The following is an 11,972-nucleotide window of genomic DNA, read 5'->3' on the forward strand; positions in this document are numbered from 1 at the left end:
GAGGCTACGTCCATGAACCTGACTCCCGCCATCCGCGCCGCCTTCACGCCCACCGGCAAGCTGCGCGCCTCGATCAACCTGGGCAATCCCATCCTCGCCAATACCGATGCCGGCGGCCAGCCCGGCGGCGTCTCGGTCGACCTGGCCAGGGAACTGGCCACGGCGCTGGGCGTGGAACTGGAACTGGTGGTGTTCGACGCGGCCGGCAAGTCGGTGCAGGCGGTGGCCGCCGAGCAGGCCGACATCGGCTTCTTCGCCATCGACCCGCTGCGCGGCGCCGAGATCGCGTTCACCGGGCCCTATGTGCTGATCGAAGGCTATTACCTGGTGAAGGCTGATTCCCCGCTCTTCACCAACGACGAAGTCGACCGCGCCGGCCAGCGGGTGGTGGTCGGCAAGGGCAGCGCCTATGACCTGTACCTGAGCCGCACCCTGGCCCATGCGCAGATCCTGCGTGCGCCCACCTCGCCGGCCGTGGTCGAGACCTTTCTGCAGCAGGGCGCCGAGGTCGCCGCCGGCGTCAGGCAGCAGCTGGAGGCCGATGCCGCGAAAGTTGGCGGCCTGCGGCTGCTGGACCAGCGCTTCATGGTGATCCGCCAGGCGATGGGCCTGCCGAAAAGCCGCGGTGCGGAGGCGGCGGACTTCCTGCGCGCCTTCGTCGAAGAAAAGAAGGCTAGCGGCTTCGTGTCGGAGGCGCTGCAGCGGCATGGCATACAGGGCGCCTCGGTGGCGCCGGCCGGCTCGGAATAATGTTGTAAAAAGAAAACAAGTCGACACTAGTGTTTTAGTGCGCGACGTTCGTTTAACGGCTGGCAAGCCAGCCATAAGCTATGCTGGGTGCCATCGTCCGGCCATGACGTCATGCTGAAAGGCTGACGAAACCGCCGGCCAGAAAGGGCCGGATATCCGCGGGCGCAGGCTTGCATGGATCGCCGGCCGCGATAGGGCAGTTCAACCGGGCAGTGCTGTCAGTCCGTGCCTGGCTGCCCGGTCCATCCTTCATTAAAAATCCGCACCGCAAAAACCAGGTGCTTTCAAGAGGAGATGTTGCATGTACAAGATCAATCACCTGTTTGCCCATGCCGGCCGCGCCGTGGCAATCGCCGCCGCGTTCGCCGCCGCCGCGCCCGTGATGGCGCAGGCGCCGATGGAACTGAAGATCATCGCGCCGGCCGCGCCGGGTGGCGGCTGGGACGGCGCGTCGCGCTCGCTGCAGCAGGCCATGGTCGCGGCCGGCGCCGCCAAGAGCGTGCAGGTGGTCAATGTGCCCGGCGCCGGCGGCACCGTCGGCCTGGCCCAGTTCGCCAATGGCGCCAAGGGCGACGGCAACCAGATGATGGTGATGGGCATCACCATGCTGGGCGCGGTGCTGACCAACAAGTCGCCCGTGGGCCTGGACAGCGTCACGCCGATCGCCCGCCTGACCGCCGACCCGCTGGTGGTGGTGGTGCCGGCGAGTTCGCCGCACAAGAGCATCAAGGACCTGGCCGCGGCCATCAAGGCCGATACGTCCAAGGTGGTCTGGGCCGGCGGTTCGGCCGGCGGCGCCGACCATATCCTGGCCGGCCTGGTGGCCAAGGCCGCCGGCGGCGACGCCGGCAAGCTCAACTACGTGCCGTTCTCGGGTGGCGGCGAAGCCCTGGCCGAAATGCTGGGCGGACGCGTGGCGGCCGGCGTGTCCGGCTACGGCGAATTCGAAAGCATGATCAAGTCGGGCAAGCTGCGCGCGCTGGCCATTGCCTCCGGCAAGCGCATTCCCGGCGTGGAAGTGCCGACGCTGAAGGAACAGGGCCTGGATGTCGAGCTGGTCAACTGGCGCGGCATCGTGGCGGCGCCCGGCATCACGCCCGAGCAGCGCAAGGCCCTGTCGGCGGCGGTGGAAAAGACGGTCAAGTCGCCGGAGTGGACCAAGATCCTGAAGGCGCGCGGCTGGGACGATGCCTACCTGCCGCCTGAGCAGTTCGCCGACTTCATGAAGGCCGACCAGGCTCGCGTAAAGGACATCCTGACCTCGATCGGCCTGGTGAAATGAGCCTCGGCAAGGATGGCTCGGTGCCCGCCGGACGGGCGCCGCTGGTGGTCGGCGTGATCCTGCTCGGCCTGGCCGGGCTGACCCTGTTCGATTCCTTTGGCGTGGCGTCCGGCATGGGGCCGAACGTGGGCCCGTCGGCGGCGATGAAGCTGGTCGCGCTGCTGCTGGCCGGCCTGGGCGTGGCGCACCTGGTGCAGGCGCTGCGCCTGGCCGGGCAGCGGCAGGCACAGGACCCGGAAGACAAGGTCAATCCGGGTTCGCTGGCCTGGGTGTTCGCCGGGCTGGTGCTGCAGATCGTCGCGCTGTCGATCGGCGCCGGCTTCATCGTGTCGTCGGCCATCCTGTTCGCCTTCACCGCCTGCGGCTTCGGCCGCTCGCTCAGGTCGCTCGGGCCGGTCTACGGCCTGGTGCTGAGCACGGCGGTGTACCTGTTCTTCACCAAGGCGCTCGGGCTGTCGCTGCCGATGGGTCCGCTAGAGCGGCTGCTGGGATAAGGAGCCGACATGGAATCGCTTTCACTTCTGGCCGACGGCATCTGGATCGCGCTGCAGCCCGGCAACCTGCTCTTTGCCGGCATCGGCGTGCTGCTTGGCACACTGGTCGGCATCCTGCCCGGCATCAGCCCGTCGCTGACGGTGGCGCTGCTGCTGCCGGTAACCTTCAGGCTCGACCCGACCGGCTCGATCATCATGTTCGCCGGCATCTACTTCGGCGGCATGTACGGCAGCTCCACCACCGCCATCCTGATCAATACGCCCGGCGAGGCGGCCTCGATCGCCACCGCGATCGAAGGCTACAAGATGGCGCTGTCCGGCCGCGCCGGCCCGGCGCTGGCCACCGCGGCCATCGGCTCCTTCGTCGCCGGCACCATTGCCACCTTCCTGCTGGCGCTGCTGGCGCCGACCATCGTCGACCTGGCGGTGCAGTTCGGCCCCTGGGACTACTTCGCGCTGATGGTGGTGGCCTTCGTCACCGTGTCGGCCACCTTCGGCACCTCGGTGCTGCGCGGCCTGACCAGCCTGGCGCTGGGCTTGTTCCTCGGCCTGGTCGGCATCGACAAGCTGACCGGGCAGGCGCGCCTGGCATTCGGCGTGCCGTCGCTGATGGACGGCATCTCGATCACCACGCTGGCGGTCGGCCTGTTTGCGATGGGCGAAGCGCTGTATGTCGCTTCCCGCTTCAAGAACGTGACAGAACGGGTAGAGCCGGTCAGCGGCTCGCTGTGGATGACCAGGGCCGACTGGAAAGCCTCATGGAAAGCCTGGCTGCGCGGCACCGCCCTCGGATTTCCGATCGGCGCGCTGCCCGCCGGCGGCGCCGAAGTGCCGACGCTGCTGTCCTACACCCTTGAGCGCAGGCTGACGAAAAACCCCGAGCAGTTCGGCCGCGGCGCCATCGAGGGCGTGGCCGGCCCGGAGGCGGCCAACAATGCATCGGCCACCGGCACCCTGGTGCCGCTGCTGGCGCTGGGTTTGCCGACATCGGCCACCGCGGCCATGATGCTGGCCGGCTTCCAGCAGTACGGCCTGGTGCCCGGACCGCTGCTCTTCACCACCAACCCCGAGATGGTCTGGGGCCTGATCGCCAGTTTCCTGGTCGGCAACCTGATGCTCCTGGTGCTGAACCTGCCGCTGGTGGGCCTGTGGGTCAAGCTGCTGGCCATTCCGCAGGCCTGGCTGTATGCCGGCATCCTGGTGTTTGCGGCCATGGGCACGCTGGCGGCCAATCCTTCGGTGGTGGAACTGACGATGCTGGTGGTGTTCGGCGTCACCGGCTACCTGATGCGCTGCTGGGACTATCCGGTGGCGCCGATGATCGTCGGGCTGATCTTGGGACCCATGGCGGAAAGCCAGTTCCGCCGGGCGCTGCAGGTCAGCCTGGGCGACTACCTGGTGTTCTTCAAGCACCCGGTGTCGGCGACCCTGCTCGCAATTGCAGTGATCGCCCTGCTGGCGCCGCTGTTGTTCAAGGGCCTGCGCCGCTTCAAGGGCGGCGACGAGTAGGGGTGCTGGAACCTGTTCAGGCTGGCCGGTTTCAGGTTGCGGCAGCATCGCATCCTGGCGGCGTTGGCGCGGCGTCGGTGGGATAACACGGAGGGGCGTTCCACTGAAACGCTGATGAAGGATCAGGCGTCAAGTCTCTTCGGGGGGAGATGGCGGAGTAGTCTGATCCGGTTGGCGGATCTGGTCCTGGGAGGCAGTTGCGGGTGCGGTTGCGGGTGCGGTTGCGGTTGCCTCTGCCGTTGCCGTTGTTTTTGAAGTTGCCGTTGCAGTGAAATCCCGTTGAGCGCGCCGTGTCAGCGGTGCCCGGAGCGGGAAAAGGTGCGGCGTCTGTCTGAGCCAAGCGCAGCTTGGCGAGTTTAGCCGCGCCCCGCTCCGGGTACCGCTGGCACGGGGACCCCGCGCAGCGGGGCGCGATCACCGGGTCGCCTTTTTTTGGTTACTTTTTTTTGGCGAAGCAAAAAAAGTGACCCGGCTGCCGGGACGGATTCCCGGCTTGTCTCCACGGCAGTGCAACCGTCTTGCGTCACCCGGCAAGGCACGGTCAGCACTGTCGGTGTTGTTGTTCAAAGGGTTTTGAACGTTAAACCTTTAACTTCAAAAGCCAACTGCTGCTTCGCAGTGACGTCTTTCCGCCTGGTGAAACAAGCCGACTGCACTGTCGTCATGACCAGGCCGGGTGTTCGCCCCGGCGGGCGACCTACTTCTTTTGCTTCGCCAAAAGAAGTAGGCAAGAAAAGGCGACCCCGACTGTGCCGCCCCGCTGCGCGGGGTTCCCGTGCCGTCGATGCCCGGAGCGGGGCGCGGCTAAACTCGCTACGCTGCGCTGCGCTCAGACAGACGCCGCACCTTTTCCCGCTCCGGGCATCGACGGCACGGCGGTACACAGACGGGGACCCTAACGGCAACGGCAACGGCAACGGCAACGGCAACGGCAACGGCAACGGCAACGGCAACGGCAACGGCAACGGCAACGGCAACCGCAACCGCAACCGCAACCTGTGGCTCCGCGCCACAAATCCAGCAATTAAAACCGAACCCACCCTTTCACCGCCTGGCTGCGCGCGCCCTGCGCCGGTACAGCAGGCCGACGATGGCCGAAGCAATGCCGGATGCGGCGCCCACGCCGAGCGCCCAGCGCGGGCCGAAGGTGTCGGCCACCCAGCCCACCGCCGGCGCGCCGAGCGGCGTGGCGCCCATCAGGATCGCCAGCAGGATGGCCATCACCCGGCCGCGCATGGCCGGCTCGGTCGACAGCTGCACCACGCTGTTGGTCGAGGTGGTGAAGGTCTGCGCCGAAATCCCCACCAGCACCAGCATCGCGCCGAAGGTCTGGTAGCTCGGCATCAGCGCGGCCAGCGCGCAGCCCAGGCCGAACAGCGCCGAGGAATTGACCAGCCGCGCAATGTGAGGCTGGGCGCGTGACGCGGTAAACAGCGCGCCGGCCACCGATCCCACCGCCATCGCCGAACTCAGCACGCCGTAATGGCCGGCGCCGGCATGATAGGCGCCCACCGCCATGGTCGAGATGAAGATCGGGAAGTTCAGGCCGAACGTCCCCAGCAGGAACAGCATGAACAGCACGGTCTTCAGGTCGGGCCGGTCCCACACATAGCGCAGGCCCGCCAGCAGCCCGCCCTCGGCGCGCGGCGCCCGCCCGCGCCAGTGCAGCTCGGCCACGCGCAGCATGGCCAGCGAACCCAGCACCGCGATATACGACAGCGCATTGATCACGAACACCCAGCCGGTGCCGACCGAGGCGATCAAAAGGCCCGCCACCGCCGGGCCTATCATGCGGGCGGCGTTGAAGGAGGTGGAGTTCAGAGCGACCGCATTGGTCAGGTGCTGCTCGCCCACCAATTCGGAGACGAAGGTCTGGCGCGCCGGGGCATCGAAGGCGCTGACGCAGCCGAGCAGGAAGGCGAACAGGTAAACCTGCCACAGCTGCGCCACGCCCAGCAGCGTCAGGAGGCCCAGGCCCAGCGCCAGCAGGGCCATGGCGCTCTGGGTCGCCAGCAGCACGCGGCGCCGATCGTAGCGGTCGGCGACATAGCCGGTCAGGGGCAGCAGCAGCAGCGACGGCCCGAACTGCAGCGACATCACGATGCCGACCGCGGTGGCGCTGTTGTTGGTCAGCTCGGTCAGCACCAGCCAGTCCTGGGCGGTGCGCTGCATCCAGGTGCCGACGTTGGACACCAGCGCGCCGCCGGCCCATAGCCGGTAGTTGTAGCTGGCCAGCGAGCGGAAGGTGCTGATCATCCAGCCCGCCGCTGTGGCGCGATGCGCGCGGGCCGTGGGCGCAGGAAGAAAACGACAGGCAACATGCAATGGCTTTCAGGAGCGCCGGGAATGGGCGGAAGGCCTTCATTATCCGGATTTCGCCGCCGGGCCTGTTGACCGCAAACGGTCGTGTCGCCTGGTGCGCCGGGGCAGCCGGCCTTGATCCGACGCAGGATGCGCTGCGACCGGCATGCTTTAATCGCTGTTCAGTTAAAGTTGTTTTATCGGCAACGGAGTACTGCAACATGCATATCAAGCAGCAGCACCAACGGCGGCATCCCGGGTTCCTGGCACTGGCATTGCTTCCCGCTTTTCTGGCGCTGTACGCCACCCAGCCGCCGGGACTGGCGCTCTCGCCCGACTCGGTCGACTATCTGGCTGCCGCCCGCAATCTCGGGCTGGGGCGTGGCTTCGTCGGCTTTACCGGCGAGCGGATGACGTCCTGGCCGCCGCTGTTCCCCACGCTCCTGGCGCTGTTCGAGCAGATGGGCTTTTCCGTGCTCGGCGCCGCCCGGGTGCTCAATGCGCTGTTGTGGAGCGGCACCACGCTGCTGGCGGCGCTGTGGATCGCGTCGGTGACGCGCTCGACCGTGCTGGCGCTGCTGGCCGCGCTGTGGGTCGCGCTGTCGCCGATGCTGCTGTACTACGCCAGCATGCTCTGGTCCGAGCCGCTGTTCGTGGCGCTGGTGGTGGCCGCGCTGTATGCGCTGACACGCTGCCTGGCCGTGCCGAGCTGGACCAACGTGATCCTGGCGGCGGTGCTGGCAGGCGCGGCGACGCAGCAGCGCTATGCGGGCGGCATCACGGTCATCGTCGGCACCTTCAGCCTGATGTTCCTGCGCCGGGACACCGGCTTGTTGCGCCGCATTCCGGCCGCCTTCGCCTATGGACTGATCGCCAGCGTGCCAACCGCGATCTGGCTTGCGCGCAACCTGCGGATTTCCGGCACGCTGACCGGCGAGCGCCTGCCTTCCATCTTCGGCCCCCGCGAGATCATCGCGCAGTCGCTGTCGTCGATCGGCGAAACCGTGCTGCCCAGCCGGCTGCAGGCCCTGAACGAGGCGGCCGGCGCCATCATCCTGCTTGTCGTGGTGGCGGCGCCGCTGCTGGTCTGGCTGCGCCGGCGCAACGACCGGCCCCTGCTGGTCTCCTCCATCGTGCTGTCGCTGTTCGTGCTGGTCTATACCGTCTTCATCATGGTCGTGGCCGAGCGCTCCAACACCTGCTGCGTCGACCGCTTCCTGGGCGTGAACACGCCGCTTCTGGCGATACAGGGCGCCTTCATCGTGCATGCTCTGCTGGGCCTGCGCGCGCTGTACCTGAAACGGGCGCTGGCGCTGGCCTTCCTGCTGGCGCTGTCCATCCCGGCCACCCGCACGGTGGTCGCCACGGTCAAGCATGCGACGATCTATCGCGGCTATCACGTCGGCGACCTGCGGGCATTCAGGGACCATCGCTTGCCGGCGGATGCGCTGGTGTACTCGAACCGGCCGGAGGTGGCCTGGGTGGAGGCGGGCGTGGATTACGTGCAGTACTCGCCGATGCTGGGCCGGTATTCATCGACAGTGGTGTCCAGCACGATGCCGGCCTTCCGCGAAGAGATCGCGCGCAATCCGGGCAGGCCGGCGTTCCTGGTCTGGTTCATGGATAAAGGGCGGGATTATTTGCATACGCTGGAGGAGATCCGGCGGGAGGCGGTGCTGGAGCCATTGGGCGAGCGGGAGGGAGTGATGATCTTCCGGATCGCCGGGCTGCGCGGGCCCGCAGGGGAGGGACAGGCGAACGCGCGCTAGCCCGTAGCCCGTAGCCTGGGTGGAGCGCAGCGCTACCCGGGCGATTCGTCGCCGAAGCCAGCGACCGTGCCAGCCATACGGAAAAGGCAGGGTTTGACAATTGGCCAGTGAAGACCGGGATGCGTTTCTTGCGCGACGCGCGCAATCCCGGGTTGCGCTGCGCTCCACCCAGGCTACACTTGCTGCGCATTGCGCTTGCCGTCCGCAACGGGCGGCAGGCCGCACAACGATAACAATGCCCGACGGAGCCGACACGACATGAACGACAGAATCAATCTACGCATAGCGGATGGCATCGCCACACTGCTTCTCAACCGCCCGGCCAAGCTCAATGCGCTCGACCCGGCCATGTTCGCCGCCCTGCTGGAAGCGGGCGAGACCCTGGCCGGCGATGCCTCGCTGCGCGCGGTGGTCATCAGCGGCGAAGGCCGCGCCTTCTGCGCCGGCCTCGACATGCAATCCTTCCAGCGCATGGGAGACAGCCAGCAGGGCGCCGGCGCGCTGGACCAGCCGCTGACCACGCGCAGCCACGGTATCGCCAACGCGCCGCAGCGCATCGCCACCGTATGGCGCGACGTGCCGGTGCCGGTGATTGCGGCGGTGCACGGCGCGGCCTTCGGCGGCGGCCTGCAGCTGGCGCTGGGCGCGGACATCCGCATCGTCGCGCCCGACGCCAGGATGTCGGTGATGGAAATCAAGTGGGGCCTGGTGCCGGACATGGCCGGCATCGTGCTCATGCGCGAGCTGGCAAGGCCGGACGTGGTGCGCGAGCTGACCTTCACCGGCCGCCAGTTCTCCGGCGAGGAGGCGCTGCAGATCGGTTTCGCCACCCAGCTCAGCCCCGATCCGCGCGAGGAAGCGCTGGCCCTTGCCCGCATAATCGCCCGCCAGAGTCCAGACGCGATCCGCGCCGCCAAGCGCCTGCTCAACCTGCCCATGCATGATCCGGCCGCGGTGCTGATGGCTGAATCGGTCGAACAGCAGGAACTGATCGGCAGCCCGAACCAGATCGAGGCGGTCAGGGCCAACCTGGAAAACCGGCTGCCGGCTTTCCGCTAGGCGACTGCGCGGCGAAAGGCTTCGACACAAAGCGCGAAGCAGCTTCATCGTTTCGAGCAAACGGGCATTTGTGCTTTCGCCCGGTGCAATGTGCTGCGGGGCATTGCACCGGGCCGTTGATCAGGCAGCGGTTTTGCCTGGGACCATCGTGCAGCACCGGCGGTGGCATGCCTTTCGGGTATCACACATCAAGATTGCGATTGCGGTTCGCACAGCGACAGTTCCCTGTTGTCTTCGAAGTGGCCGTTGCCGTTCAAGTCCCGCCGACACGGGGACCCCGCGCAGCGGGGCGCGATCACCGGGTCGCCTTTTCTGATTTACTTTTTTTGCCGGGCCTTATCCATTTAGGCAGCGTAACCAAGCATATCGCTCAGGCGCAGAAACAAAGCCGTCGGGATTTCCATCATGCCAGGTGGCTTTTCGCAGATCATGAATGGTCCACGTGCCACCGCATTGCTCGCCACAATGGCAATGGCAAACGCAAACAGCGCCGCACGCGGGTGCGTCAGGCCTTGCGGCTCGCAATGGTCCGTGATGAACAGAGGCCTTATTGTCAGACGCCCATCTTCAGCCCCTCTATCGTGTGCAGCTGCACGATAGGTTCGAGCTGGTCCACCACCCGGCAGGTCATGTGCTCCCTGACCTGCGGCGGCAGGGTGTCCCAGTAGGCGCGCGTCGCCTGCAGGTCATGGCGCGCCGCATTGCCGGCGTCGGGCGCATCCACGCCCAGCACCAGGATGGGACGCGACAGGTTCGAGCGGTTGGCGGTGCCGCGATGGATGGTCAGCGCCGATCGTGCCGAGATGTCGCCCATGGCCGGCATCTTGCGCTGCATGCGGGCTTCATAACGCGGATACAGCGCCTGGTCGGGAAACATGCCGCTGGCGTCGCTGCGCCCGGTCAGGTCGTCCCACTGGGTGCCTGGCGCTATCTCCAGCGGCCCCATCTCTTCGGTTACGTCCACCAGGGTCATGTTGAAGGCCAGCGAATTGAGCCGACGGCCGCGCAAAGTGGCTTCCGGCGTGGGGAAGTCGCGATGCCAGGGCTGGTTGGCCGCGCCCGGTCCCGGCACGTCGAAGCCGATTTCCACGATGCGGTAGTCCGGGCCGAGCACTGCTTCGCACACCGCGACGATCCATGGATGGCTTGCGATATCGACAAAGCCGCGCAGCCGTTCCGGATGCACCTCGACGTAGTAGCGGTTCGGGCCGCGGTTGAGCGCGCCGCCCGGCCGCTGCAGCGCCTCGGCAAACAGCATATCCACATCCTCGCGCAGGCGCTGCACCCAGGCCCGCTCGAATCCGCCCCTGCAGGCGATGATGCCGGCGCCGTACAGTCCGCCAAGGATTTCCGCGGTATCGAACTGGCTGGAATTGGCTTGCGGCTGGGCGTTCATGAGGTCTCCGATGATCCTGTCGAATCTGTCTGCTTGCAGGTGTTAGGCCTCGGACCGGAGCGATGGCAAAAAGTGCCGGGCGGAACAGGAAATATTTGCAGCCGCATGCGCCGGCCTTGCTTTCCATGCATTGCCGACAATTTCCTTATGGTGTCGCCTGGCCGCGCTGCCAACCTTGAAAAACACTGCAGCGCGCAAAGCCTCTATCATCGGCGTTCGCGGTCGGCTGCGGCCACCAGCGAACCACATTGACCAACAGGGGAAGAGAGACCATGAAAACGAGAATCACCGAATTGTTCGGCATCGAGCGGCCCATCATTCAGGGCGGCATGCATTATGTCGGCTTTGCCGAACTCGCCGCGGCGGTGTCCAATGCCGGCGGCCTGGGCATCATCACCGGCCTGACCCAGCCCAGCGGCAAGCACCTGGCCGACGAGATCCGGCGCGCCCAGGCAATGACGGACAAGCCCATCGGCGTCAATCTCACTTTCCTTCCGGCGGTCACGCCGCCGGACTATCCCGGCTATATCGACGCCATCATCGATGCCGGCGTGAAGGTGGTCGAAACGGCGGGCAACAATCCGGCCAAATGGCTGCCGCGCCTGCAGGATGCCGGCATCAAGGTGATCCACAAATGCACCTCGGTCCGGCATGCGCTGAAGGCCGAATCGATAGGCTGCGACGCGGTCAGCGTCGACGGCTTCGAATGCGGCGGCCATCCGGGCGAGGACGACGTGCCCAACATGATCCTGCTGCCGCGCGCCGCCGACGAGCTGAAGATTCCCTTCGTCGCCTCGGGCGGCATGGCCGACGGCCGGTCCCTGGTGGCGGCGCTGGCCATGGGCGCCGACGGCATGAACATGGGCACCCGCTTCATCGCGACCCAGGAAGCGCCGGTGCATCCGAATGTGAAACAGGCCATCCTGAATGCCAGCGAGCTCGATACCCGCCTGGTGATGCGCCCGCTGCGCAACACCGAGCGGGTGCTGGTGAATGCGGGCGTGGAGCGCCTGCTCGAAAAGGAACGCGCACTGGGCGAGAAGATCGAGTTCAAGGACATCCTGCCCGAGGTGGCCGGTGTGTATCCCAGGATCATGCGCGAAGGCCAGATGGATGCGGGCGCATGGAGCTGCGGCATGGTGGCCGGCCTGATCGACGATATTCCCACGGTGCAGGCACTGCTCGACCGGATCATGGCGCAGGCCGAAGCCATCATCCGCCAGCGCCTGGCCGGCATGCTGGACTGAGCGCGACGCATGGCGCCTTGCCGCGTGCACGGCAAGGGCGCTCACCCTGTCAACGCAGCGAGTCCGGGCCTGATCCATCCGGCAAGAGCCATTGCATGAAGGCAGGCCAGGCCAGTGAGTCGCATCGCCGCGCCGGCTGCAGCCACGCTGCCGCGGGCAACGTTC

At 66.7% G+C, this 11,972-nt stretch carries 9 protein-coding genes; 7 read left to right on the plus strand and 2 right to left on the minus strand.

Going from position 1 to position 11,972, the window contains the following annotated elements:
- Positions 1-12: 12 nt before the first annotated feature.
- The 4 genes from IGW04_RS05185 (at position 13) to IGW04_RS05200 (ending at position 4,035) form a co-directional block, all read left to right on the plus strand.
- Positions 13-750: an ABC transporter substrate-binding protein gene (locus IGW04_RS05185; protein ID WP_194711966.1), complete on the plus strand. Its 738-nt coding sequence runs from the start codon at positions 13-15 to the stop codon at positions 748-750.
- Positions 751-1,051: 301 nt separating this feature from the next.
- Positions 1,052-2,032 (plus strand): tripartite tricarboxylate transporter substrate binding protein, encoded by a 981-nt coding sequence (locus IGW04_RS05190; RefSeq protein ID WP_194711967.1) that lies wholly within the window; start codon positions 1,052-1,054, stop codon positions 2,030-2,032.
- Positions 2,029-2,526: a tripartite tricarboxylate transporter TctB family protein gene (locus tag IGW04_RS05195; RefSeq protein ID WP_194711968.1), complete on the plus strand. Its 498-nt coding sequence runs from the start codon at positions 2,029-2,031 to the stop codon at positions 2,524-2,526. Before IGW04_RS05190 ends, IGW04_RS05195 begins: the two co-directional genes overlap by 4 nt.
- A gap of 9 nt (positions 2,527-2,535) precedes the next feature.
- Positions 2,536-4,035: a tripartite tricarboxylate transporter permease gene (locus IGW04_RS05200; RefSeq protein ID WP_194711969.1), complete on the plus strand. Its 1,500-nt coding sequence runs from the start codon at positions 2,536-2,538 to the stop codon at positions 4,033-4,035.
- A gap of 1,044 nt (positions 4,036-5,079) precedes the next feature.
- Here IGW04_RS05200 and IGW04_RS05205 read toward each other — a convergent pair.
- Entirely contained in the window at positions 5,080-6,291 is a 1,212-nt protein-coding gene (locus IGW04_RS05205) for an MFS transporter (protein WP_194711970.1), read from the minus strand.
- Positions 6,292-6,557: 266 nt separating this feature from the next.
- Here IGW04_RS05205 and IGW04_RS05210 point away from each other — a divergent pair, with 266 nt between their 5' ends.
- Together IGW04_RS05210 and IGW04_RS05215 are read left to right on the plus strand one after the other, a co-directional pair.
- Complete coding sequence (locus IGW04_RS05210) at positions 6,558-8,105, plus strand: hypothetical protein (RefSeq protein WP_194711971.1); 1,548 nt, start codon at positions 6,558-6,560, stop codon at positions 8,103-8,105.
- Between the two features lie 258 nt (positions 8,106-8,363).
- The gene (locus IGW04_RS05215; protein ID WP_194711972.1) at positions 8,364-9,164 is read left to right on the plus strand and encodes a crotonase/enoyl-CoA hydratase family protein; all 801 of its coding nucleotides are present in this window, start codon (positions 8,364-8,366) and stop codon (positions 9,162-9,164) included.
- Between the two features lie 553 nt (positions 9,165-9,717).
- Here IGW04_RS05215 and IGW04_RS05220 read toward each other — a convergent pair.
- A complete protein-coding gene (locus IGW04_RS05220) occupies positions 9,718-10,560 on the minus strand; it encodes a phytanoyl-CoA dioxygenase family protein (RefSeq protein ID WP_194711973.1) in 843 nt (280 codons plus the stop codon).
- 272 nt (positions 10,561-10,832) lie between these two features.
- Here IGW04_RS05220 and IGW04_RS05225 point away from each other — a divergent pair, with 272 nt between their 5' ends.
- Entirely contained in the window at positions 10,833-11,807 is a 975-nt protein-coding gene (locus IGW04_RS05225) for an NAD(P)H-dependent flavin oxidoreductase (RefSeq protein WP_194711974.1), read from the plus strand.
- Positions 11,808-11,972: the final 165 nt, after the last annotated feature.

The sequence above is a fragment of the Noviherbaspirillum soli genome (assembly GCF_015352955.1).
Classification (GTDB): domain Bacteria; phylum Pseudomonadota; class Gammaproteobacteria; order Burkholderiales; family Burkholderiaceae_D; genus Noviherbaspirillum_A; species Noviherbaspirillum_A soli.